The organism is Caulobacter sp. GW821-FHT09H08, from assembly GCF_059415885.1.
On the sequence record NZ_JBWKOC010000004.1, the window covers coordinates 604,913 to 628,570 of the forward strand.

23 protein-coding genes and 2 pseudogenes are annotated in these 23,658 nt (G+C 67.6%); 13 read left to right on the top strand and 12 right to left on the bottom strand.

Translation table 11 applies throughout. The annotated features are described in order from the left end of the window. Nucleotides 1-17: 17 nt before the first annotated feature. Together AC07NN_RS17400 and AC07NN_RS17405 are read left to right on the top strand one after the other, a co-directional pair. A complete protein-coding gene (locus tag AC07NN_RS17400; protein ID WP_494643588.1) occupies nucleotides 18-1,244 on the top strand; it encodes an argininosuccinate synthase in 1,227 nt (408 codons plus the stop codon). 5 nt (nucleotides 1,245-1,249) lie between these two features. Then, nucleotides 1,250-1,981: a hypothetical protein gene (locus AC07NN_RS17405; RefSeq protein WP_494643593.1), complete on the top strand. Its 732-nt coding sequence runs from the start codon at nucleotides 1,250-1,252 to the stop codon at nucleotides 1,979-1,981. 47 nt (nucleotides 1,982-2,028) lie between these two features. Here AC07NN_RS17405 and AC07NN_RS17410 read toward each other — a convergent pair whose 3' ends face one another. Further along, nucleotides 2,029-2,556, bottom strand: coding sequence for a hypothetical protein (locus AC07NN_RS17410; protein ID WP_494643598.1), 528 nt, complete (start codon nucleotides 2,554-2,556; stop codon nucleotides 2,029-2,031). A 74-nt stretch (nucleotides 2,557-2,630) separates the two neighbouring features. Then, entirely contained in the window at nucleotides 2,631-2,831 is a 201-nt protein-coding gene (locus AC07NN_RS17415; RefSeq protein ID WP_494643601.1) for a KTSC domain-containing protein, read from the bottom strand. Between the two features lie 221 nt (nucleotides 2,832-3,052). Between AC07NN_RS17415 and AC07NN_RS17420 the strand changes: the two genes are divergently transcribed. The 3 genes from AC07NN_RS17420 to AC07NN_RS17430 all read left to right on the top strand — a co-directional run bounded on the left by AC07NN_RS17420 (nucleotide 3,053) and on the right by AC07NN_RS17430 (nucleotide 4,884). Next, nucleotides 3,053-3,460, top strand: coding sequence for an MAPEG family protein (locus tag AC07NN_RS17420; protein ID WP_494643603.1), 408 nt, complete (start codon nucleotides 3,053-3,055; stop codon nucleotides 3,458-3,460). Nucleotides 3,461-3,502: 42 nt separating this feature from the next. Next, a complete protein-coding gene (locus tag AC07NN_RS17425) occupies nucleotides 3,503-4,135 on the top strand; it encodes a LysE family translocator (RefSeq protein WP_494643607.1) in 633 nt (210 codons plus the stop codon). A gap of 158 nt (nucleotides 4,136-4,293) precedes the next feature. Next, nucleotides 4,294-4,884 carry a CC0125/CC1285 family lipoprotein gene (locus AC07NN_RS17430; RefSeq protein ID WP_494643613.1) on the top strand — a complete coding sequence of 197 codons (591 nt, stop codon included), beginning with the start codon at nucleotides 4,294-4,296 and terminating at the stop codon, nucleotides 4,882-4,884. A gap of 142 nt (nucleotides 4,885-5,026) precedes the next feature. Here AC07NN_RS17430 and AC07NN_RS17435 read toward each other — a convergent pair whose 3' ends face one another. Further along, nucleotides 5,027-5,809, bottom strand: a complete 783-nt coding sequence (locus AC07NN_RS17435; RefSeq protein WP_494643616.1) for an SDR family NAD(P)-dependent oxidoreductase — start codon at nucleotides 5,807-5,809, stop codon at nucleotides 5,027-5,029. 65 nt (nucleotides 5,810-5,874) lie between these two features. Between AC07NN_RS17435 and AC07NN_RS17440 the strand changes: the two genes are divergently transcribed. Then, a complete protein-coding gene (locus AC07NN_RS17440) occupies nucleotides 5,875-6,285 on the top strand; it encodes a YkvA family protein (RefSeq protein ID WP_494643618.1) in 411 nt (136 codons plus the stop codon). Between the two features lie 14 nt (nucleotides 6,286-6,299). Continuing rightward, nucleotides 6,300-6,758 carry a nuclear transport factor 2 family protein gene (locus AC07NN_RS17445; protein WP_494643622.1) on the top strand — a complete coding sequence of 153 codons (459 nt, stop codon included), beginning with the start codon at nucleotides 6,300-6,302 and terminating at the stop codon, nucleotides 6,756-6,758. A 131-nt stretch (nucleotides 6,759-6,889) separates the two neighbouring features. Here the strand turns inward: AC07NN_RS17445 and AC07NN_RS17450 are convergent, their stop codons facing one another. Together AC07NN_RS17450 and AC07NN_RS17455 are read right to left on the bottom strand one after the other, a co-directional pair. Further along, entirely contained in the window at nucleotides 6,890-7,396 is a 507-nt protein-coding gene (locus AC07NN_RS17450) for a GNAT family N-acetyltransferase (protein ID WP_494644033.1), read from the bottom strand. Nucleotides 7,397-7,419: 23 nt separating this feature from the next. Further along, nucleotides 7,420-7,881: an SAM-dependent methyltransferase gene (locus tag AC07NN_RS17455; RefSeq protein ID WP_494643626.1), complete on the bottom strand. Its 462-nt coding sequence runs from the start codon at nucleotides 7,879-7,881 to the stop codon at nucleotides 7,420-7,422. 59 nt (nucleotides 7,882-7,940) lie between these two features. Here AC07NN_RS17455 and AC07NN_RS17460 point away from each other — a divergent pair, with 59 nt between their 5' ends. Beyond that, the gene (locus AC07NN_RS17460; RefSeq protein ID WP_494643630.1) at nucleotides 7,941-9,122 is read left to right on the top strand and encodes a class I SAM-dependent methyltransferase; all 1,182 of its coding nucleotides are present in this window, start codon (nucleotides 7,941-7,943) and stop codon (nucleotides 9,120-9,122) included. Nucleotides 9,123-9,397: 275 nt separating this feature from the next. After that, on the top strand, nucleotides 9,398-10,798 hold the full coding sequence (locus AC07NN_RS17465; protein WP_494643632.1) for an amino acid permease: 1,401 nt from the start codon (nucleotides 9,398-9,400) through the stop codon (nucleotides 10,796-10,798). Here AC07NN_RS17465 and AC07NN_RS17470 read toward each other — a convergent pair. Further along, entirely contained in the window at nucleotides 10,773-11,411 is a 639-nt protein-coding gene (locus AC07NN_RS17470; RefSeq protein WP_494643636.1) for a class I SAM-dependent methyltransferase, read from the bottom strand. The two genes, AC07NN_RS17465 and AC07NN_RS17470, sit on opposite strands and share 26 nt — an antisense overlap. 6 nt (nucleotides 11,412-11,417) lie before the next feature. Continuing rightward, entirely contained in the window at nucleotides 11,418-13,238 is a 1,821-nt protein-coding gene (gene glmS / locus AC07NN_RS17475) for a glutamine--fructose-6-phosphate transaminase (isomerizing) (protein ID WP_494643640.1), read from the bottom strand. Nucleotides 13,239-13,398: 160 nt separating this feature from the next. Here glmS and glmM point away from each other — a divergent pair, with 160 nt between their 5' ends. Beyond that, the gene (gene glmM / locus AC07NN_RS17480) at nucleotides 13,399-14,745 is read left to right on the top strand and encodes a phosphoglucosamine mutase (protein WP_494643645.1); all 1,347 of its coding nucleotides are present in this window, start codon (nucleotides 13,399-13,401) and stop codon (nucleotides 14,743-14,745) included. Here glmM and AC07NN_RS17485 read toward each other — a convergent pair. From AC07NN_RS17485 to AC07NN_RS17495, 3 genes and pseudogenes are all read right to left on the bottom strand, one after another. Next, nucleotides 14,742-16,064, bottom strand: coding sequence for a hypothetical protein (locus tag AC07NN_RS17485; RefSeq protein WP_494643649.1), 1,323 nt, complete (start codon nucleotides 16,062-16,064; stop codon nucleotides 14,742-14,744). The genes glmM and AC07NN_RS17485 overlap by 4 nt on opposite strands. Nucleotides 16,065-16,158: 94 nt before the next feature. Further along, nucleotides 16,159-19,488 carry an amidohydrolase family protein gene (locus AC07NN_RS17490; protein WP_494643651.1) on the bottom strand — a complete coding sequence of 1,110 codons (3,330 nt, stop codon included), beginning with the start codon at nucleotides 19,486-19,488 and terminating at the stop codon, nucleotides 16,159-16,161. 134 nt (nucleotides 19,489-19,622) lie between these two features. Then, nucleotides 19,623-19,779: pseudogene (locus AC07NN_RS17495) on the bottom strand (hypothetical protein); the annotation flags it as partial. Between the two features lie 86 nt (nucleotides 19,780-19,865). On the opposite strand from AC07NN_RS17495, the gene AC07NN_RS17500 reads away from it, so the two are divergent. The 3 genes and pseudogenes from AC07NN_RS17500 to AC07NN_RS17510 all read left to right on the top strand — a co-directional run. Further along, nucleotides 19,866-21,587, top strand: a complete 1,722-nt coding sequence (locus AC07NN_RS17500; RefSeq protein WP_494643653.1) for a glycoside hydrolase family 43 protein — start codon at nucleotides 19,866-19,868, stop codon at nucleotides 21,585-21,587. A 16-nt stretch (nucleotides 21,588-21,603) separates the two neighbouring features. Next, nucleotides 21,604-22,662, top strand: a complete 1,059-nt coding sequence (rhaT, locus tag AC07NN_RS17505) for an L-rhamnose/proton symporter RhaT (RefSeq protein ID WP_494643656.1) — start codon at nucleotides 21,604-21,606, stop codon at nucleotides 22,660-22,662. A gap of 2 nt (nucleotides 22,663-22,664) precedes the next feature. Beyond that, nucleotides 22,665-22,759: pseudogene (locus AC07NN_RS17510) on the top strand (hypothetical protein); the annotation flags it as partial. A gap of 8 nt (nucleotides 22,760-22,767) precedes the next feature. Here AC07NN_RS17510 and AC07NN_RS17515 read toward each other — a convergent pair. After that, on the bottom strand, nucleotides 22,768-23,067 hold the full coding sequence (locus AC07NN_RS17515; RefSeq protein WP_494643658.1) for a winged helix-turn-helix domain-containing protein: 300 nt from the start codon (nucleotides 23,065-23,067) through the stop codon (nucleotides 22,768-22,770). After that, complete coding sequence (locus AC07NN_RS17520; protein ID WP_494643661.1) at nucleotides 23,067-23,630, bottom strand: hypothetical protein; 564 nt, start codon at nucleotides 23,628-23,630, stop codon at nucleotides 23,067-23,069. Before AC07NN_RS17520 ends, AC07NN_RS17515 begins: the two co-directional genes overlap by 1 nt. Nucleotides 23,631-23,658 lie beyond the last annotated feature (28 nt).

Below are 23,658 nucleotides of genomic sequence, written 5' to 3' on the forward strand. Positions count from 1 at the left end.
TTCCGAAAGGATCCCTCATGGCCGACAAGTCCGTGAAGAAGGTCGTGCTCGCCTATTCGGGCGGCCTCGACACCTCGATCATCCTGAAGTGGCTGCAGACCGAATACGGCGCTGAAGTCATCACCTTCACGGCCGACCTGGGCCAGGGCGAAGAGATCGAACCGGCGCGCGCCAAGGCGCTGGCCGCCGGCGTGAAGCCCGAGAACATCTTCATCGAAGACGTTCGCGAAGAGTTCGTGCGCGACTTCGTGTTCCCGATGTTCCGCGCCAACACGGTGTACGAAGGCCAGTACCTGCTCGGCACCTCGATCGCGCGTCCGCTGATCGCCAAGAAGCAGATCGAGATCGCCCGCAAGATGGGCGCCGACGCCGTCAGCCACGGCGCGACCGGCAAGGGCAACGACCAGGTCCGCTTCGAGCTGGGCTACTATGGCCTCGAGCCCGACATCACCGTGATCGCCCCCTGGCGCGAGTGGGACTTCAAGTCCCGCGAGGCCCTGCTGGACTTCGCCGAGAAGCACCAGATCCAGATCACCAAGGACAAGCGCGGCGAAGCCCCGTTCAGCGTCGACGCCAACCTGCTGCACAGCAGCTCGGAAGGTAAGGTCCTGGAAGACCCGGCGGTCGAGGCCCCCGAGTTCGTCCACATGCGCACCATCGCGCCGGAAGACGCGCCGGACGCCCCGACCATCATCACCATCGACTTCGAGAAGGGCGACCCCGTCGCCATCGACGGCGTGGCGATGAGCCCGGCCACCCTGCTGACCAAGCTGAACGAGCTGGGCCGCGACAACGGCATCGGTCGCCTGGACCTGGTCGAGAACCGCTTCGTCGGCATGAAGTCGCGCGGCGTCTACGAGACCCCGGGCGGCACCATCCTGCTGGCCGCTCACCGTGGCATCGAGAGCATCACGCTGGATCGCGGCGCGATGCACCTGAAGGACGAGCTGATGCCGAAGTACGCCACGCTGGTGTACAATGGCTTCTGGTTCACGCCGGAGCGCGAGATGCTGCAGGCGGCCATCGACTACAGCCAGCAGAAGGTCACCGGCCAGGTCCGCGTGAAGCTCTACAAGGGCAATGTCACGGTCATCGGCCGCAGCAGCCCCTACTCGCTGTATGACCAGGACCTGGTCACCTTCGAGGAAGGCAAGGTCGCCTACGACCACCGCGACGCCGGCGGCTTCATCAAGCTGAACGCCCTGCGCCTGCGGGTGCTGGCCAAGCGCGACAAGCGCGGCTAGCGACCATGACGGCGACCCGCTTCGCCGTCTCGATACCGGCGGCCGCGATAGGGACTATCGCGGTCTGCCTGTCGATCGCCGGACACGAGGCGATCGGCCATGGCGGCGCCTGCCTGGCGGCGGGCGGCCATGTCGCCCTGCTGAACATCGTCGACTTCCATTGCAGTCTCGCCCGGCCGGGGATCGACCTGGCCGGCTCGGTCGGCAACCTGGTGCTTCTGCTCGCGGGCCTGATCCTGGCGCGGCCTGCGTCGCCCTCCGGTGCGCGCCTGCTCGGCCTGGCGCTGTTCGCCTTCAACGCCTTCTGGATCGCCGGTTACCTGATCTATTCCGGCGTGCTGAACGTCGGCGACTGGGTCTATCCCGCCGAGGTCTTCGCGCCCGGTCTGCCCTGGCGGCCTATCGCGATCATCGCTGGCGCCGGCCTATACGCCCTGACCATGAACCGCATCGCCGTCCTGACCCCGCCGGTGGCCTCGCGGCCACTCAGGACCGCCTACCTCGCCGCGACCCTGGCCATCGTGCTGGCCGGCGCTCTGTACGCCCCGGCGCGCGGCCATGTCGTCCAGGCAGCGGCGATCGAGATCGGTCTGGCGTCCCTGGGCCTGTGGTTCGCCGTCCGCCGAGCGCGAGGATTGGGCGACTGGACGCCGCCGACCTCGCCGGTCTGGACGATCCTTGCAGCTGTTCTGTGGGTCGCCATCGCGGCTGTCCTCGGCCCGGGCCTGCCGCGCTAGGCTTACCCCTGCCTTGAATGGACTCCGCCCCGAGGATTCGCCGAGACCTATTCGTCGCGCGCAGCGCGCTGGGACAGCTCGGAGCAGTACCGCCCGAAGTGCTCCGCCAGCGCCTTGCCGGGACCGGGGAATGCCCGCGCCTGGCCGGCATACTCCACCGTCACGGTCGGCGTGGTCGCCAGCGACGCCAGATAGCCGCCCGGCAGGTCGCCATGTCCCTCGACGAAGCGATGCTCGCCAAACGCCTCGATCCCACGATAGACGCGAAACACCGTATCGGCCGTGCGCACGCGCAGTTGAGCCGCATTAGGCTTGGGCTCGTAGAAGCGCGCCTGCACCCCGCCGGAGCGGAGGCCCGAGCAGCTCAACACCAAGCTCAGGTCATAGCCATCCGCCGCCTTGAGGCCATCTACCGACAAGCTGCCCGTCACGCCGTGGGCCACGCGCCAGTGATACGACACGCCGTCCTGGACGAAGTCCTTGGGCGGCGGCGCGCGATCCAGTTCAAAGGCTGTCGCACCCAGCAGCGCACCGGCGCCGCAAAGCCCCACGGCGCCCGTAAATACGCTCAGCATAAGGACTTTCAGGCGCATGGCGGCGACTCCCCGGTTCGCGGGACGCTATCGCACATCAACCTCAGGACGCAATCCTACACCCGATTGTACGGATACCGATCCCGGATCATTCGCTGGAAGAAGCGACCCTTGGACCGCGAGCGGTGGAAGGCCGCGCTGATCCGCTCGGGGACGCCGACATAGACGTACTCGTCGCCGTCGCGGAACGTGACGAACAGCTTGCCGTGTTCGGGCTTGTAGTCGATCTCGGCGATCGCCGTGGATTCCACATGCATGGCTTATCGAGCCTTTCGCGAATGGGATCGTTCAGCACTAGGAGCGAATGACGCGCGCGGCCGGTTCCAAAAGCTAAGCTCGCGCAGGGCGTTAACGCGGACTAACGATTGTTTAACGCGCAACAGCCGCGGATGCAAATTGGCGGGATGCCAAGGCCGCGCGAACCTGTTTAGCTCCGCTTCGGGCGGCCCGGAGAGGTCGTCGGGAGGAACCAACCAAAATGCATCAGTCCCACGCGCTCGTGGCCATCGTCACGCTCGTCTCGCTGCTGGTCTATGTCTGGATGATCACGCGGATCGGCGGGTCGCGCCGGAAGACCGGCATCGACGCCCCGGCCATGACCGGCCACCCCGAGCTGGAGCGCCACCTGCGCGTCCAGGCCAACACCGTCGAGTGGCTGGTCATCTATCTGCCGTCGCTGTGGCTGTTCGCCATCTACTGGTTCGACATGGCCGCCGCCGCTCTGGGTGTGGTGTGGATCTTCGGCCGGATCATCTACGCCCTGGGCTATGCCGCCGATCCGAAGAAGCGCGAGGTCGGCTTCATCATCCAGGCCCTGGCCACGGCCATCCTGCTGTTCGGCGCCCTGGGCCGGGCGATCTACGTCTACATGGTCGTCGGCGCCTAAGCTGGACTTTGAGCCCATGGCGCGGAGGCCTATATCCGCGCCATGGACCACCTGCCCGTCGATCCCGCCCGCTACGGCGCCTTCCTGGTCGCCATGTTCGTCATGGCCATCACGCCGGGGCCGGCCAACCTGTTCGCCATCGCCACCGGCATGGAGCGCGGCAAGGGCGCGGCCCTGGTCAGCGTCGTGGGCATGAACACCGCCACGCTGGTCTGGTTCAGCGGCTCGGCCCTGGGCCTGGGCGCCCTGGTCTTCGCCTTCCCCAAGGCCTTTCACCTGCTGGCCCTGGCCGGCGCGGCCTATCTGGTCTGGCTGGGCCTGAAGTCGCTGTGGGCCGGGATCAGGAACGTCGAGAGCCACGCCTCGGCCACGGTCCGCAAAAGCCGCTCGGCCTTCTTCGACGGCTTCATGGTCCAGATCGCCAATCCGAAGATCCTGCTGTTCTTCTCGGCCGTGCTGCCGCCGTTCCTCGACGTGAAGCGGCCGCTGGTCCCGCAGCTGATCATGTTCGCCTGCGCCACCATCGGCATGGACCTGATCAGCATGTCGTCCTACGGCCTGGGCGGCGCGGCGCTGTCGACGCGCATGAACGAGCCGGGCTTCCGGCGAGGATTCGCGATCTTGGTGGGCGTCCTGCTGATCACGGCGGCCGTACTGATCGTGTCGAGAGGCTGACACAGCGCGACAGCGAAAGTGGAAGCCGGTTTCGGCGTCCGTTGCGCGTCAAAAAAGAAAGGCCATTTCAGCGCCGTATCAAACGACGCCTTGGCGAAACCACAAAGCCCAGCCAGAGTTGTCTCAAGTACCCACGACTCCGCTTGAAGGAGCAAGTCATGTCCATCAAGAAGGCCGCCCTCGCCGCCGCGCTCGTCGTGGCCGCCGGCCTCGCCGCCTGCGCCACGCCCACCCCCTACCAGCCCAAGGTCACCTCGGGCGCGGTCACCGGCGGCTTCTCCGAACAGAAGCTGGAAGGCGACCGCTATCGGATCAACTTCGCCGGCAACAGCCTGACCTCGCGCGAAACGGTGGAGCGCTACCTGCTGTACCGCTCGGCCGAGGTGACCGTGCAGAACGGCTACGACTGGTTCGAGACCGCCGACCACCGCACCGACCGCACGTCGCGCAGCTATGTCGAGCCCGATCCGTTCGCCCGCCCGGGCTTCGGCTGGGGTCCGTACGGCTACTGGCGTCCGGCGTGGCGCTATTACGGCCCGGCCTATGGCTGGCGCACCTGGGACCCCTTCTGGGGCGACCCCTTCTTCGCCGACCGCGCCCAGATCCGCACCGTCGAGAAGTTCGAGGCCGGCGCCGAAATCCTGCTCCACAAGGGCAAGAAGCCGGAAGGTGACCCCCGCGCCTACGACGCCCGCGAGATCATGGCCAACCTGGCCAGCTCGATCCAGCGGCCGGTGGCTGGGAAGTAAGATGAATCTCCTCCCCCGCCTGGGGGAGGTGTCGGCAAAGCCGACGGAGGGGGCGCGGCGCACGGACCCATTGCCGGCTGAGCCCCCTCCACCGCCGTTCGGCGGTCCCCCTCCCCCATGAAGGGGGAGGAGAAGTCGTCGCCTACCGCGGCGCCATCCGGATGCCGCCGTCTAGACGCACGTCCTCGCCATTGAAGTAGCCACAGGTGATCATGGTCACCGCCAGCTGGGCGTACTCTTCCGGATTGCCCAGGCGCTTGGGGAACGGCACCGACGCGGCCAGACCCGCCTTCACCGCTTCCGGCGCGCCGTTCATCAGCGGAGTGTTGAAGATGCCCGGCAGGATGGTGTTGACGCGGATGCCCTCGCCCATCAGGTCGCGAGCGATCGGCAGGGTCATGCCCACGACGCCGCCCTTCGAAGCCGAATAGGCCGCCTGGCCCATCTGGCCGTCCTCGGCGGCGACCGAAGCGGTGTTGACGATCGCGCCGCGCTCGCCGTCTTCCAGCGGCGCCAGGTCCAGCATGCCCTTTGCCGACTTGGCGATGCAGCGGAACGTGCCGACCAGGTTGATCTGGATGATGCGGTCGAAGGCGTCGAGCGGGAAGTGCTTGGTCTCGCCGGTGGTCTTGTCGCGGCTGGCGGTCTTGGCCGCGTTGCCAGTGCCGGCGCAGTTGACCAGCACCCGCTCCTGGCCATGGGCGGCGCGGGCCTTCTCGAAGCCGGCGTCGACGTCGGCGTCGCTGGTCACATTGACCTTGCAGAACACGCCGCCGATTTCCTTGGCGACTTCCTCGCCCCGGGCCTCGTTCATGTCGAAGATGGCGACCTTGACGCCTTGGGCGGCCAGGGCGCGGGCGGTGGCTTCCCCGAGGCCCGAGGCGCCCCCGGTGACGACGGCGGCGACGGTGTTGTCGAGTTTCATGGACGTTTCCCCTTGGGTTCGCGTTTGCAGCGTTTAGGATCGGCTTTGAGCAAGGGTTTAAACCGATGAGCGGCGACGCCAAACCGTCCCCCGACGTAAACGTCAACGAGGTGCTGGATCCAGCCAAGGCGCTGGTCCCCGCCACGGTGCGCGTCAACGAGGAGCGGGTCAAAAAAGGCTTCCTGCCGAAGATCCGCAGAGTCGCCGCCAAGGTGCCCTTCGCCGCCGACGCCCTGTCGGTCTGGTGGGCCGCGCGCGATCCAGAAACCCCGATGGCGGCCAAGGGCATGATGCTGGCGGGCCTCGCCTATTTCGTCCTGCCGACCGACGCCTTGCCCGACATCCTGCCGGTGATCGGCTTCACCGACGACGCGGCGGTGATCGCGGCCCTGATGGCCATCCTCGGCAAGACCCTGAAACCCCGCCACAAGGAGGCCGCCCAGGCCTTCCTGCAGCGCCTGTCCGACGACGTCTGAGCCCGGAGCCCGCGATGCCCCTGCCCGCCCTGCTGCTCGCCGCCGTCGTCGCCACGACGCCGCCGCCGGCCGATCCGGAGGACAAGGCGGTGCTCGCCGTCGCCCAGGCCTTCTTCGACGGCATGGAGCAGGCCAGCCCCGAGGCCATGCGCGCCACCGTCCTGCCGAACGCCCAGTTCATGGGCGTGCGCGTCCAGCCCGACGGCACGACCAAGGTCAGCCGCGTCGCCTTCGAGGACAGCTTCGGCAAGCACATGGACCCGGGCGTCAAGGAATGGATGTGGTCACCGGTGATCCTCCGCCGCGGCCCCCTGGCCACGGTCACAGCGCCCTACGAGGTCTCCAAGGACGGCAAGACCCTGCACTGCGGCATCGACATCTTCACGCTGGCAAAGGCCGACGGCGCCTGGAAGATCGCCAGCATCAGCTGGACGGCGGAGCCGGGGGCGTGTCCGGAGCTGCGGAAGCTGTAGGGGCGAAAACTCGCTCGGAGTTCATCCTCGGGCGGACCTTTGGTCGGACCCGGGGGACAAGCTCAGGGTGAGGTTTCTGTGGTGAGCCAGCAATAGTCCTCACCCTGAGCCTATCGAAGGGCGAGGGCGCTTCACCCCACCCGAAACCGCAGCACCGCACCGTTCCAGAGGTCGTCGTCGTGGTCCTCCTCGACCACGTCCCGCACGCCCGGATAGCTAGCCGCCGCCTGACGCCAGAAGGCCAGCGCTCCCGCGTTCCGCCGCACCACCGCCGCCTCCCAGACACCCCAGGCCGAGCCGAACAGGGCATGCGCCGCCGCCAGGCCAACCCCGCGTCGGCGGTGCTTGCGGACGACGAAGAACTCGGCGACCGCCTGGTCGATCGGTGCGCGCGAGTGGGCGATGTCGTTGACCAGGGCGAAGCCCACCGGCAGGCCGTTCACGCGAAATAGCCAGGGCTCGCGCGTCGGGTCGGTCCAGTAGGTCTCCAGCCCCGGATAGTCGCCGTAGCGTCCGTCCGGCCGCAGTTCGCCCTCGACCTCGCGGTCGAACCACAGCTCCGAGAAGTCGTGGATGTAGAGCTGCATCAGGTTCGCGATGATCGGCGCCTCGTCGGCGCTGGCGCGGCCTACTTCCAGCTTGGGGGCGACGAGGTCGGCGCTCACCAGTACTTCTCCATGATCTCTTTCGCCCAGTCGGGCTCGCGGACGTCGCCGCGTGGGGAAAAGCCGCTCATCACCGGCTTGATGTCCAGCACCGGCGTGCCGTCGATGGCGTCCAGCCCACGCACCTCCAGCACCCTTCCGGCGACCGAGACAATCTCGCAAACCGTCACCCCGATGCGGTTGGGCCGGTTCTTGCCGCGCTGGGCGAAGATGCCGATCTTGGGCCAGTCCTTGTTGCCGCGCGGATGTCGGGCGCCGGTGACGATCTGGGCGTCGGTGACCTTGTCGAAGACATAGATCACCTCGGCGTGGCTGAAGGTCTCCAGCCCCATCAGCGCCTCGTCGTCGAAGCCTTCCGGGTCCAGCACGATCCGCGCCCGGCTGCCGCCCCAGTCGTCGTCCTCGGGGACGTCGCGACCGCCTTCCACCCGCCCGACCGGCGTCATCACGATCGACATTTCATTTCCTCCGTGTGCGACAGGTTGTCGCGGGCGAAGTTCGTCCTAAGTTGATTGTCATGATCGAAGCTCTGCTCAGCAAGATGATCAAGACCGGAGACCTCACGGCGCGTCTGCCCGGGGGGCGGGTCGTCAAGGCCGGAGACGGCACGGGGCCGCCCGTGGTCATCCGCGTCAACAGCCGGGGCCTGCGCCGCCTGGCCAATCCAAGCCTGGGCCTCGGCGAAGGCTACATGGAAGAGGACATCGTCTTCGAACGGGGGACGATCGACCAGCTCCTGGCCATCGTCGGCGAGAGCGGCGGCCGCAAGCCCAAGCAAGGCTCGGCCCTGACCCGCTTTCGCAAGGCGCTGAAGCGGCGGATCCAGCAGGTCAACGGCCGGGTCGCCGCGCGCCGCAACGTCGCCCACCACTACGACCTGTCGAACGACCTCTACCGCCGGTTCCTCGACAGCGACATGCAGTACAGCTGCGCCTATTTCGAGCGTCCGGACATGACGCTGGAAGAGGCCCAGGCCGCCAAGAAGGCCCTGATCGGCCGCAAGCTGTTGATCCAGCCAGGCATGAAGACCCTGGACATCGGCTCGGGCTGGGGCGGTCTCTCCATGACCCTGGCCCAGGACTTCGGGGCCCAGATGACAGGCGTGACCCTGTCCACCGAGCAGCTGGCCCTGGCCAAGGAGCGCGCGGCGAAGGCGGGCCTGGCCGACCGGACCGACTTCCGCCTGACCGACTATCGCGACCTCGACGAGAAATTCGACCGCATCGTCTCGGTCGGCATGCTCGAGCACGTCGGCGCACCGAACTTCCGGACCTATTTCGAGACGGTCAATCGCCTGCTGACCGACGACGGCGTCGCGGTGATCCACGCCATCGGCAAGATGCACGGGCCCGGCGCGACCAACGCCTTCACCCAGAAATACATCTTCCCGGGCGGCTATATCCCGGGCCTGTCGGAGGTGGTGACCGCCATCGAGAAGGCGGACCTGTGGATCACCGACATCGAGATCCTGCGCCTGCACTACGCCGAGACCTGCCGCATCTGGCGCGAGCGTTTCATGGCCGATCCGGACATCCCGACGATGTTCGACGGCCGGTTCCGGCGGATGTGGGAGTTCTACCTTGCGGGCGCTGAGCTGGGCTTCCGCCACGGCGGCCACATGGTCTTCCAGATCCAGCTGGCCAAGAAGCGTGATGCGGCGCCGCTGACGCGGGACTACCTGCTGCGCGCGGCTGGTTAGGTAAGGAACCCAGCACCCCACACCGCTCATCCCCGCGAAAGCGGGGACCCAAGCTGAGTTCACGGAACATTCTGTCCATGAATGCACCAATTAAGAACATATTGGGAACAATGTTGCTCGTCGCGAACACCCTTCGCAAGCTGAAAGTCAGCTTGGGTCCCCGCTTTCGCGGGGATGAGCGGTTGTTTGGTGAGCGTTGGTTGTGAGGCGCGTAGCGCATGGCTATTAGCCTCTCTCGACAGGCCGTGTTGGCGGCCGCCTAGCCGAGAGCCGACATGGCCCTGTTCCGCGCCGCCGACCTCCTGCGCCGCAAGCCCGTTGCGCAAGTCGAGGGCGAGCACCCTCCCGAGCACCTGCCGCGCACCATCGGCCTCTTCCAGCTGACCATGCTGGGCGTCGGCGCGACGATCGGCACCGGCATCTTCGTGGCCCTGACCACGGCCGTGCCCGCCGCCGGGCCGGCGGTGATCCTGTCGTTCGTGCTGGCCGGGATCACGGCCGCCCTGACGGCCCTGTGCTACGCGGAGCTCGCCTCGACCATACCAGTGTCGGGTTCGTCCTATTCCTACGCCTACGCCACCCTGGGCGAGTTCGTCGCCTTCATCGTCGGGGCCTGCCTGCTGCTGGAGTACGCGGTCTCGGCCTCGGCCATCGCCGTGGGCTGGGGGCAATATCTGAACGAGATGCTGGTCGACCTGATCGGCGTGAAGATGCCCGACGCGATCGCGAAAGCCCCTGGCGCGGGCGGCGTCTTCAACCTGCCGGCCGTGGTGCTGGTCGGGGCCTGCATGATCCTGCTGCTGCGCGGGGTGAAGGAGTCGACCACGATCAACGCCGTGCTCGTGGTCCTGAAGCTGCTCGTCCTGCTGTTCTTCGTCGTCGTGGCCTTCAGCGGCTTCCACGCCGGCAACCTGACGCCGTTCATGCCGATGGGCGTGGCGGGGGTCGGCGCGGCGGCCTCGTCGATCTTCTTCTCCTATATCGGCATCGACGCGGTCTCGACGGCCGGCGAGGAGGTCAAGGACCCGCGCCGCACCCTGCCGCTGGGCATCGTGCTGTCGCTGCTGATCGTCACCGCCGTCTATATCCTGGTCGCCCTGGCCGCCGTCGGGGCCCAGCCCTGGACCGCCTTCAAGGGCCAGGAGGCCGGCCTGGCGGTGATCCTGCGCAACCTGACCGGCGCGAGCTGGACCTCGCTGATCCTGTGCATCGGGGCGATCGTGTCGATCTTCTCGATCACCCTGGTCGTCATGTACGGCCAGACGCGGATCCTCTACGCCATGAGCCGCGACGGCCTGCTGCCCAAGGTGTTCCAGCGCCTGGACCCGAAGACCCGCAGCCCGGATCTGAATACCTACATCGTGGCCGCGTTCATCGCCGTGCTGGCCGCCTTCGTGCCGCTGGACGTGCTGGTGAACCTCACCAGCATGGGCACGCTGATCGCCTTCGCCATCGTCTCGCTGGGCGTGATCATCCTGCGCCGCACCCAGCCGGACCTGCCGCGCGGCTACAAGGTTCCGCTATATCCAGTCGTGCCGGTGCTCAGCGTGGCCTTCTGCGCCTATCTGATCGTCGGCCTGCCGCTGGACACCTGGCTGCTGTTCGCGGTCTGGGTGGCGGCGGCCTGCGCGATCTATTTCGGCTATTCGGTCAGGCACTCTCGACTGCGGGCCTGACCGACCGGCGCGCCGGCGGGATGAACCGCCCGGCGATCTCGCGCACCTCGGCTTCCGGCCGCTCGGTCTTGAACGCCACGATCCACATGTCGAAGGTCTCGGGCCGGCGGATGCCCGCGCAGGCCCCGAAGCCGGCCTCGTGGAACAGGCCGTCCAGCACGCGATAGGTGAAGCCGCACTTGTGGGCCATGAAGGTGTTGCCCGCGGCGATGAAGCCCCGGTGGCCGTACAGCACGTCCAGGGCGCTGATCGGCCCAGCCGGCGACTGATAGAGCGGCTCCAGCAGGCGATCCTCGGCCACCGCCACGCACACGCTCTGCAGGTCCGGGCAGGTCAGCACGACGAAGCCGTCGTCCTTCAGCACCCGCCGGAACTCGGCCAGCGCGCCCACCACCTCGTGCGGATAGAGGTGCTCGATATTGTGGCTGGAATAGACGGCGTCGACCGAGCCCGACTCGACGGCGGTCATGTCGGTCAGGGTGCCGACGATGTCGGGCTTGACCCGCTCGTCGATGTCGAAGCGGACCTCGGCCCAGTCGTCATCGCCGGCGAACCCGTAGATGCCCTGCTTGGTCTGGCTGCCGCAGCCGACGTGAAGAAGCTTCTTGGTCATACGCAACTATTCCACTGTCACTGATTTCGCGAGATTGCGCGGCTGGTCGACGTCCGCGCCCTTCACCACCGCCACGTGGTAGGCCAGCAGCTGGATCGGGGCAGACATCACCAGGGTCGCGACCAGAGGATCCGACGCCGGCGCCGTCACCACCACTTTCGCACCGGCCGGCGCGTGCTTCACGCCTTCGGTGTCGGTGATGAAAATCACCTGGCCGCCCCGCGCCATGACCTCGCTCATGTTCGAGGCCGACTTCTCGAAATAGCTGTCGTACGGCGCCAGGATGACGATCGGCGTCTGGTCGTCGACCAAGGCGATCGGCCCGTGCTTCAGCTCGCCGGCGGCATAGCCCTCGGCGTGGATGTAGCTGATCTCCTTGAGCTTCAGCGCGCCTTCCAGGGCCAGGGCCGACATCGGGCCACGGCCGAGATAGAGCACGTCCCGCGCCTTGGCGACGTCGGCGGCGATCTCCTTGATGGCGTCTTCCAGGCCGATGGCCTCGGCGATCAGGCGCGGGGCTTCCAGCAGCACCTTCACCAGGCGCTGCTCCTCGGCGTCGTCGATCGTTCCGCGCGCCTTGGCGGCGGCGACGGCCAGGGCGATCATCACGCTGACCTGGGCGGTGAAGGCCTTGGTCGAGGCCACCCCGATCTCGGCGCCGCAGTGGATCGGCCAGACGACGTCGACCTCGCGAGCCATGGTCGATTCCTGGGCGTTGACCACCACCGCGCTCTTCATCCCCTTGGCCTTGCAGTAGCGCAGGGCGGCCAGGGTGTCGGCGGTCTCGCCCGACTGCGACATGGCGATGACCAGCGAGCCCGGCCGCAGGGCCGGCTGGCGGTAGCGGAACTCCGAGGCGATCTCGACATCCACCGGCAGGTCGGCCAGCTGCTCGATCAGGTACTTGCCGATCACGCCGGCGATGTAGGAGGTGCCGCAGGCCACGATCTGGATCCGGTCCAGCTTGGCGAAATCGACGTCGCCCGGCACCGAGGCCTTCGAGGCCAGGGTGTCGACATAGGCCGCGATGGTGCGCTGGCAGCCCTCCGGCTGGTCATGGATCTCCTTCTCCATGAAGTGCCGGTAGTTGCCCTTCTCCAGCATCACCGCCGAGGTCGGCACCACCCGCACCGGCCGGGTCACGGCCGCGCCCGAGGCGTCGAAGATCCGGTGGCTGTCGTGGTCCAGGGCCACGTAGTCGCCCTCGTCCAGATAGATCACCCGGTTGGTGAAGGGGCCCACGGCCAGGGCGTCCGAGCCCAGGAACATCTCGCCCTGGCCTTCGCCGACGACCAGCGGGCTGCCACGACGGGCGCCGAGCACGAGATTGTCCTCGCCCTCGATCAGCACGGCCAGGGCGTAGGCGCCGGTCAGGCGGTCCAAGGTCGCCTTGAAGGCGTCCAGCGGGGCCAGGCCCGTGGCCAGCGCGGCGTCGATCAGGTGGGCGATGACCTCGGTGTCGGTGTCGCTGGAGAACACACGGCCGGCGGCGGCCAGCTCGGCCTTCAGCTCGGCGAAGTTCTCGATAATGCCGTTGTGGACCAGGGTCACGCGGCCCGCCGTGTGCGGGTGGGCGTTCTGGACGTTGGGCGCGCCGTGGGTGGCCCAGCGGGTGTGGCCGATGCCGGTGGTGGCGGTCAGCGGCTCCTCGGCGACCACGGCCTCGAGGGCCTTGATCTTGCCCTTGGCGCGACGGCGCTCGACCTTGCTCCCCACGACGCCCGCGATCCCGGCGGAGTCATAGCCCCGGTACTCCAGGCGCTTCAGGCTCTCGATCAGACGCTCGGCGACAGGTTCCTTGCCGACGATTCCGATAATGCCGCACATGAGCCATGATCCCTTGTAGAACGCGCGGGCAGGATTATGCCTACCGACGCGGGACTTTGCGTGAGGCGCCTTTAGCACTGGCTAAAGACCGCATCGCATAAATCTGCATTTCGGATCGTTTCGTGTCCGAAGCTTGGCCTTGAAGAGACGACAAGAACACATGAGCAAGCGCGCCTATTTCGGCACCGACGGCATCCGGGGCCAGGCCAACAAGCATCCGATGACGGCCGAGGTCGCCCTGCGGGTCGGCCTGGCCGCCGGCAAGCTGTTCCGCTCGCAGGACGAGCGCCGCCACTTGGTGGTGATCGCCAAGGACACGCGCCTCTCGGGCTACATGATCGAACCGGCCCTGGTCGCCGGCTTCACCAGCGTCGGCATGGACGTGCGTCTGTTCGGTCCTCTTCCCACGCCGGCCGTGGCGATGATGACCCGCTCGATGCGGGCCGACCTGGGCGTGATGATCTCGGCCAGCCACAACAATTTCGCCGACAACGGTATCAAGCTGTTCGGCCCGGACGGCTACAAGCTCTCCGACGAGCAGGAACTGAAGATCGAGGCCCTGATGGACGAGGGCCTGCAGGAAGGCCTCGCCTCGCCGCGCGAGCTGGGGCGCGTCAAGCGCATCGACGACGCCCAGGCCCGCTATGTCGAGATCGTCAAGGCGACCTTCCCGCGCCACCTGAACCTGTCGGGCCTGCGCATCGTCATCGATTGCGCCAACGGCGCGGCCTACAAGGTCGCCCCCACCGCCCTCTACGAGCTGGGCGCCGAGGTGATCTCGCTGGGCGTCAGCCCCGAGGGCACCAACATCAACGAGGAGTGCGGCTCGACCCATCCCGAGGCCATGGCCAAGATGGTCCGCGAGTACCGCGCCGACATCGGCATCGCCCTGGACGGCGACGCCGACCGCCTGGTGATCTGCGACGAGAAGGGCGTGGTCGTCGACGGCGACCAGATCATGGCCATCATCGCCGGCGCCTTCGCCAAGGCGGGCGCGCTGAAGGGCGGCGGCGTGGTCGCCACGGTGATGTCGAACCTCGGCCTCGAGCGCCAGATGAACGCCCTGGGCCTGACCCTGGAGCGCACCGCCGTGGGCGACCGTTACGTCATGCAGCGCATGCGCGAGGGCGGCTTCAACGTCGGCGGCGAGCAGTCGGGCCACCTGATCCTGTCGGACTTCTCGACCACGGGCGACGGCCTGATCGCCGCCCTGCAGGTGCTGGCGGTGATGATCGAGAGCGGCCAGCCGATGAGCGCCCTGGGCCGCCAGTTCGAGCCCGTGCCGCAGCTGCTGGAAAACGTCCGCTTCGCCGGCGGCAAGCCGCTGGAAGACAAGACCGTCAAGGAGGCCATCGCCGACGGCGAGGCCCAGCTGAACGGCGCCGGCCGCATCGTCGTCCGCGCCTCGGGCACCGAGCCGCTGATCCGCATCATGGCCGAGGGCGACGACCCCGCCCTGGTCAAGAGGGTGGTGAAGTCGATCGTCGGCGCGGTGAAGGCCGTCTAGGTCAGGACGTAGGCCGACTTGCCGTAGACCGCGATCAGGTCGATGGCGAAGTTGGCCCCGTCCGCCAGGTCGACCAGGAAGTCGTGGTTGGACTTGGCGTACATGCCGACATCGGCCTTCTCCGCCTCGGCCAGCAGCCAGCCCACCATGGCCGCCTTGGTCCCCTGACCGTTCGCCCCGTCGCCGCCGTAGTAGGCGAAGTACTGCGCTCGGCTCATGGTGACGCCGTTGATCACGAAGGTCGGGTCCAGCAGCGCGTGCACCTTGGCGTCGGTCGGGGTGGCGCCGAAGATCGTCGCATAGGCCTTCTTGGTCGCCGCGAAGAGGTCCAACGCGCCATAGGCCTGGGCGAAAGCGTCCTTGCCCTCGCCGACCTTGCCCAGGTTGACCGCGAAATTGATGTAGCGGTTCTCCAGCCCGAAGCTCTGATAGTAGGCCGAGTTGATGTTGTTGGGATTGGGCCCCAGCGGGTTCACCAGATAGTCGAAGCCGGCCTTGGACGGGACCTTCCCGGTGAAGAACTGGTAGCCCAGGCTGGCTACCGAGGTCGTGGCGTCGGCCGTTTTCACGATCTTCTCGATCGCCTCGCTCTTGGTGAGCTGCCCAACGCCAATCGCCGCCATCATCTCCTGCACGGCCGCCGCGCCATGATAGAACAGGATGCTGTCACCCGCCGCGTTGACGATCTTCAGCTGATCCCCGACGTCGGTGTTGTTGTAGATCAGCGGGTAGTCCTGGACGTAGTTGGTCCCGTAGGCCAGCTTCCGGGGATCGTCCGCCGGGGTCCAGTTCTCGGTGCTGAGCACCAAGAAGCGGCCGTTGAGCGGCCACTGGAAATTGCTGCCCAGCACGCTGACGCTGACGAAGTACCTGGATCCGGCCTCGAAGATCCCAGGCTTCGAAAGGTCGAGATAGGCGATCTCCCCCATGGAGCCGCCGCCGCCCACATACAGCGGGTTGAGGCCGGGATAGTCCTTGAGGGCGGGGTCCGGTATCTCGTCCGAAACCTCCTTGATGACGTATTCCAGGCTGCCGTCGGGCTTCTTCACCTGCTTGTACAGGATGACGTTGCCGATCTGCGCCTCGGGGATGATCGAGACGTTGCCCAGGCCCATGTCGATCCGCGCGAGGTCGGGTAGCACCCAGATGGCCTTGGGGTACCCCTTCAGCACGCTGGGGGTCACCTCATACCAGAAGTACTGCCACTGGAACGGATCGGCGCTCGATATCCCCTTGTTGTAGAGGACATCGGAGGCGCCATTGACCACGCCGGTGGCCAACGGCTCCACGCGCAGCGTATCCGGTGCGTACTCCCCCACATCCCTCTCCGATCAAACGGTTTCCCGACCATTTGGCGCGGCGGAGGCGAGCGGCGTCAACTCACCCGGATGGCCTACAGGACGGCGAGCGCCCTTAGCCTACGTCCTCCGCATGCGCCTCGGCGGGTCGCCCGCCGCTGAAGGCCTCGCCCGAACGCTCCCACCAGTAGGGCTGGCGTTCGCGCTTGCCGGTCACCGTCTCGTTCAGGGTCGCCGGGTCGTAGAGCCGTCCGCCCAGCATCACGCGGAAGAGCTTGTCGCTGTTGCGGATGTCGACGGTGGGATCGGCGTCCAGCACCAGCAGGTCGGCCAGCTTGCCGGCCTCCAGCGAGCCGACGTCCTTGGCGTAGCCAAGGCTGCGCGCCGCGTTGATGGTGCCGGCCGCCAGGGCCTCGACGGGGCTCCAGCCGCCGCGCACGAACGACCACATCTCCCAGTGCGGACCCAGGCCCGCCTGCTGGCCGTGGGCGCCGATGGCGACCTGCACGCCGCGATCGGCCAGCTTCTTGGCCTCGCGCGCCGTGGCGGCGTCGACATAGTCCTCCTCGGGCGCCGAGGCCCGACGGACATTGCGCGCGGCCAGCAGGGCCGGCGGCGCGTGCTTGGACAGCAGCGGATGCTTCCAGACGTCCATGTGCTGGCGCCAGTACGGATCGGCGGCCAGGCCGCCATAGGCCACCACCAGGGTCGGCGTGTAGTTGGTCTTGGACTGCGACCAGAAGCTGACGATGTCGTCGTAGAAGCGGTCGACCGGCAGGTTGTGCTCGACGGTCGAATTGCCGTCCTGCACCAGGGTGACGTCCATGCTGTAGAGCGACCCGCCTTCCGGCACGACCTCCATGCCCTCGCGCTGGGCGGCGATCACCACCATCTGCCGCTGCTCGCGGCGCGGCTGGTTGTAGTTCTTGACGCTGTGGGCGCCCTGCGACTTCAGCCGGCGGACATGGGCCAGTGCGTCATCGAGTGTGTTGATCTCGGCATAGGCGTCCGGCGACTTGGCCCCATAGATGATCTCGCCGGTCGAGAAGGTGCGCGGGGCCAGGATCTTGCCGGCCCGCTGCAGCTCGGCGGCGACGAAGATCTCCGACGAGCGGGCCGACGGGTCGTGGATCGTCGTCGCGCCCATGGCCAGGTTGACCATCGACGACCAGTTCTGCTGCGGCACGAGGTCGTCCTCGCCCTGCGGCCCGTGGGCGTGGGCGTCGACCAGGCCCGGGACGATGGTCTTGCCCGCCAGGTCGACCAGCTTGGCGTTGGCGGGGATGACCGCGCTGGCCTTGGGGCCGACCGAGACGATGCGGTCGCCCTTGATGACGATCACGCCGTCGTCGATGACGCCGCCGTCCTTGCCGGCCATGGTGACGATCCGCGCGCCGGTCAGGGCCAGCACGCCGGTCGGCTTGTCGGCGGCGACCTCCATCGACAGCGACAGGCCCGTGGCGACCGGCTTGAACTTCGCCGGGTCCTTAGGGGCGTCCTTGCCCGCCTCGGCGGCCGGGGCGTTGGCGTACAGCGCCTCGGTCTGGGCCGTGAACAGGGTCGGGCCCATGCTCCAGTGGATCTGCGCCCCGTCGTTCGACCAGTTGATGAAGTCCGCGCCCTCGGCGCTGACCCGCGTCACCGGCAGGGGTCCGCCCTTCTGGTCGACCGACACCTCCTGCGCGCCGGGCAGCAGCGGCATGACGAAGGCTTCGTAGTTCTGGCGGAAGGCGACGTTCCGGCCGTCCGGCGCGACCTGGTAGTCGTTGACCATGTCGCCGCTGGCGTGGACGCGCTTGGCCTGGCCGGAGAGGTCGGTGCTGACCAGCTGGCGCTTGTCCTTCTCGGACATCAGCATGAACAGACGGTCGTTGGCGGCGCCGAACTGCGGCTCCGAACCGTTGCGCGAAATTCTCACCGGCGCCCCGCCGCTGGCGGCGACGCGGTAGACGCCCGGGTCCTGCGACCAGCGCGGCGAGGTCAGCCCGCCGCCGCGGCGCAGCTCGAACACGATCGTCTTGCCGTCGGGCGAGAACTGCGGGAACGCGAAGTGGCCCGGCTGGGCCATCACGTCCTTGGCCGCGCCGCCGGTCGCCGCCACGGTGCGGATGTGGCCCAGCCCGGCATCTGTCCAGCCGACGAAGACGATGGTCTTGCCGTCGCGCGACCAGGCCGGGAACAGCTGGAACTCGGCCTCGTCGCCGGACGTCAGGCGGCGCGCCTCGCCACCCGCCGTCGGCTTGACCCACAGCTTGCCCAGGGTCTCGAACACCACCGCCTTGCCGTCCGGCGAGACGCTGGCCCAACGCGGCATCTTGGTCGTGAAGCGGTCGGGCGCGACCTCGACCTGCGGGTGGGTGGCGTCGATCACCACGCGAGTGTCGGCGACCTTGAACGGGATCACGCTGGCCGCGCCGTCGGCGACGTTCACCCGCCGGATCTTGCCGCCCGCCCAGAACACCACGCCGGCGCCGTCCGGCGTCCAGGCCATGTTCGGATAGACGCCGGTGACCGCCCAGGTCTCCTGCACGTCCTGGTCCAGGGCGTCATAGAGCTTGCGCTCCTCGCCCGAGGCCAGATCGCGCACATAGAGCTTGGACTTGGCCCGCTCGCGGCGGACGAAGGCGATCTTCTTGCCATCCGGCGACGGCGTCGGACGGACCGAACCGCCCACGCCCGAGGCGGCCGTGGTCACCTCGCCGGTCTCAAGGTCGTAGCGCTCGATCTGGAAGAGGTCGGTATTGGAATCCTGGGCGTATTCGAAGATCGGGCCCGGCGTGACGTTGCGGGTGTAGAACACGCTCTTGCCGTCGGCGGCGTAGATCGGCTCGCCCAGCTCCTTCTGCAGCTGCTCGCTGGCGCGCTTGACCAGCGGCACGCCGCCGCCGCCCGAGACGTGGTAGATCCACACCTCGCCGGTGCCCAGCGAACGGGCCGTCGTGAAGTGCTTCTTGGCGACGATGAAGCGGCCGTCCGGGCTCCAGCTGGGCTGGTTTAGCAGGCGGAAGTCCTCCTTGGTCAGCTGCCGCTTGTCGGAACCGTCCAGGTTCATGATCCAGATATTGTCGCCGCCGCCGCGGTCCGACGTGAAGGCGATGCGCTTGCCGTCCGGCGAGAAGCGTGGCTGCTGGTCATAGGCCAGGCCCTCGGCGATCCGGGTCGGCGTCCCGCCGGCGATCGGCATGGTGTAGATGTCGCCCAGCAGGTCGAAGGCGACCAGCTTGCCGTCGCGCGAGACGTCGACGTTCATCCAGGTGCCGTTGTCGACCGCGATCGGGATCTGGCGGGTCGTGACGCCGGGCGGCGCGTTGACGTTCCACTTCTCGGGCTTGTCGGCCTTGGCGGCGTCGGCGCTCGGGGAGGGACTGGCGGGCGGCGCGGTCTGCGCCAAGGCCGATCCCGACATCAACAACAAGGCGGCCAGCGCCGTCAGCCGACGATCCATTCGTTCCCCTCCCAATGCCTACTCGCCCATGAGCGCGCGGGGGAGCCTATGGGCGAAGACGCGCAGTGTCACGGCCACGCTTGGAAAGTTTTGGCGGGATCGCTTTCACCGTCGCAACTTCTCTCCCGTTTCTCTCCCGTCATTCCCGCCCTTGTGGCGGGAACCCCTGGTTCAGCTGGCGCGTGAGACGCAAGCGACGTGCTCAGCAAGTCGCCCGTACCGCACCTGCGGCGGACAAAGGGGTTCCCGCCACAAGGGCGGGAATGACGATGGTTTGTTGGGACGCAGGATCGATCGGCTCTAGCCTGATCGCTGGAAAGGTGCCCATTATATAGATATATCTCTCATATAATGAGATAAACGAGTTGGAGGGGACGATGCGGGCATGGGCGCTGCTGGCGGCGACGCTGTGGATCGGCGCGTCCGCATCCGCTCAAGTCCCGCAAGGCGCGGCGACCGCCCCCTGGGTCCCTGATCAGGGTGATGGGACCTACAAGAACCCCGTCCTGGCCGCCGACTATTCCGATCCGGACGTCACGCGGGTCGGCGACACCTTCTACCTGACCTCGTCCTCGTTCACGAACATTCCCGGCCTGCCGGTCCTGGCGTCCAAGGACCTGGTCAACTGGACCATCGTCGGCCACGCCCTGACCGCCAATGTCCCCGAGGCCCACCACCGCACGCCCCGGCGCGGCGGCGGGGTCTGGGCGCCGGCGATCCGGCATCACGCGGGCCTGTTCCAGATCTATTACCCCGACCCCGACTTCGGGATCTTCCGCGTCACGGCCAAGGACCCGAAAGGCCCCTGGAGCGCGCCGCAGCTGGTCGACGCCAGCAAGGGCGCCATCGATCCCGCGCCCTTCTGGGACGACGACGGCAAGGGCTGGCTGGTGATGGGTTGGGCCAAGAGCCGGGCCGGGATCAACAACCGCATCACCCTGAAACCCCTCAACGCCGACGGCTCCAAAACGGTTGGCGAAGGCGTGGTGATCATCGACGCCGACAAGCTGCCGCCCGCCGCCACCAGCCGAGGCCCCATGGCCTGGGAAACCCTGGAAGGTCCCAAGCTCTACAAGCGTGACGGCTGGTACTACGTCTTCGCCCCCGCCGGCGGCGTGAAGCCCGGCTGGCAGGGCGTGTTCCGGTCGCGGAAGATCGATGGCCCCTACGAGGCCCGGAACGTCCTCGACCAGGGCGCCAGCGCCACCAACGGCCCCCACCAGGGCGCCTGGGTGACCACGGCCAGCGGCGAGGACTGGTTCCTGCACTTCCAGGACGCCGACGCCTATGGCCGCCGCGTCCACCTGCAGCCGATGACCTGGAAGAACGGCTGGCCGGTGATCGGCGTCGATCCCGACGGGAACGGCATCGGCGAGCCGGTGGCCAGCTTCAAGAAGCCCAAGACCACCAAGCCCGCGCCCGTCGCCTGGCCCCAGACCGACGACGGCTTCGACGGCAAGCTGTCCCTGGCCTGGCAGTGGAACGCCAATCCGGCCGCCGACTGGCTGGACCTCAAGGCCCGCCCGGGCTTCCTGCGGCTGAAGTCCGTCTCCGGCTCGGCCAATCTCTATGAGACGGGCGCCCTGCTGTCGCAGAAGCTTCCGGCCGACCGCTTCACCGTCACCACCAAGCTGGAGCTGAAAGCCCTGCGGGTCGGCGAGCAGGCCGGTCTCGCGATCTTCGGCTACGATTACGGCTGGATCGGCCTGCGCAAGACGGCCGACGGTGTGAAGCTGGTTCGCGTCGACCGCCCCAAGGCCTCCGACGGCGCGGCCGAGAAGGTCGCCGCCACGACGGACGCCCCCGCCGGCCCGGTCTGGCTGCGGATGAGCGTCGAGCCGGTCGAGATCCCGATCGACAATCCGCCCGAGCAGCGCCAGTGGCCGTCGATGCGCCGCGCCCAGCTGGCCCGCGCCACCTTCGCCTACAGCCTGGACGGCCGGAGCTTCACGCCGCTCGGCGACGCCATGACCGCGCGCCAGGGCCGCTGGGTCGGCGCCCAGTTCGGCCTGTTCGCCCAGGCCCCGGACGGCACGCCGTCCAGCATCGCCACCACCGTCGGCCACGCCGACTTCGATTTCGTCAGCGTCACCCGCTAGGCCCAAGGACCTTAAGATGAACCCGTTGCTAGGCGTCTTCTTCCACTGGCTGGGCGGCCTCTCGTCCGCCAGCTTCTATGTCCCCTATCGCGGCGTGAAGCGCTGGTCGTGGGAGATCTACTGGCTGACCGGCGGGGTCTTCTCATGGCTGCTGGCTCCGTGGTTCTTCGCCTCGCTGCAGACGCCGAACCTGATGGGCGTGATGAGCCAGGTGCCAACCAACGTCGTGGGCCTGTGCGTGTTCTTCGGGGTCCTGTGGGGTTTCGGCGGCCTGACCTACGGCCTGACCATGCGTTATCTCGGCCTCTCGCTCGGCATGGCCGTGGTGCTGGGCCTGTGCACCGTGTTCGGCACCCTGATCCCGCCGATCGTGCGCGGGACTTTCGCCGACACCCTGCTGGGCTCGACCTCGGGCAAGATCATCCTGGGCGGCCTCTTGATGACCCTGGCCGGCATCGTCGTGGTCGCCTGGGCCGGGGCCAAGAAGGACGCCGACCTGTCGCCCGACCAGAAGGCCGCCGCCGTCGCCGAGTTCGACTTCAAGAAGGGCATCGCGGTCGCGATCTTCTCGGGCGTCATGTCGGCCTGCTTCGCCTTTGGTCTCGCGGCCGGCGAGCCGATCAAGGCCCTGGCCGCCGCGGCCGGCGCGGGTCCGCTGTGGACCGGCCTGCCGACCCTGTGCCTCGTCATGTTCGGCGGGCTGATCACCAATGGCGTCTGGTGCGCCATCCTGATCGCCAGGAACAAGTCGGCCGGCCAGTGGCTGGGGAAGGTGGCCGAGGGTGAGGAAAAGCCGCCCCTGCTGGCCAACTGGCTGCTCAGCGCCCTGGCCGGGACGGCCTGGTACTTCCAGTTCTTCTTCTACACCATGGGCGAGAGCCAGATGGGCAAGTTCGGCTTCTCCAGCTGGACCCTGCACATGGCGTCGATCATCATCTTCGGCACCCTGTGGGGCTTCGCCTTTAAGGAGTGGAAGGACGCCCGCCCCGCCGTGCGCAACATGGTCTGGCTGGGCGTGGCCCTTCTGGTCGGCGCGACCGTGGTGATCGGTTACGGCAACAAGATCGGGGGGTAAAGCTGCGGCCCGTCCTCGTCCTTCGACAAGCTCAGGATGAGGACTAGCGCCGTCGCCACAGTAGAAACCTCACCCTGAGCCTGTCGAAGGGCGAGGTTTCGGCGCTTAAGCCTCCTCCGCCGCCTCCACCACCGCGCGCAGATACTCGACATGGCTCCGGAACGCCTTGCGGCCTTCCGGGGTCAGCCGGGCCTGGGTGCGGGGGCGCTTGCCGACGAAGTCCTTTTCGATCGCGACATAGCCGGCCTTCTCCAGGGTCGCCAGGTGGCTGCCCAGGTTGCCGTCGGTGGCCTCCGTGATCGTCTTCAGGCGTGGAAAGTCCAGCGGCTGGCCCTTCTCGGCGGCCAGGGCTGCCATGATCTTCAGGCGCAGCGGCTGATGAATAAGATCGTCGAGCTGCGCCATCACGCGCTCCCCAGCCACAGGCCGCTGATCACCAGGCCGCAGCCGCCGACCACGGCCATCCACTCGGCCAGGTGGGCCGGCCAGCCGAAGAAGCCCACCAGGGTGGCGACGAACATCCCCGCGCCGATCCAGATGTAGCGGGGGGCCATCAGCGCCCCCAGGATCATGTAGATGAACCCGACAAACAGCCCCGGCAGCGCCAGATAGGGCAGCACGTCGTTCTTGGGGAAGATCGCCACGACGGCCAGGACGAAGGCCACGCCCGCCGCCATCGCCATGCCCATCCGCCAGCGCTCCATCGGCGCGCGCCCGCCCGCGCCGTCGGCCCTGGGCGTGAGGAGCAGGGTGCCCGTGAAGCCGATCATGTCGAGGCCCAGCCACATCCAGCCCCAGTAGTTCGGCGCCAGCTTGGCCATGCCCACATAGCCGAACGCCCAGATTACGCCCCACAGCATCAGGATCGGCCCGGCGTGGCGATAGCCCTTCAGGGTCATGCCTCGCCGCGTCACCGCGTCGATTTCCGACAAGGCGGCCTGCGCCTCGGTCTTGGATACGCTCGTCATCGCGGGCTCCATTGCCAGAGAACTCTGT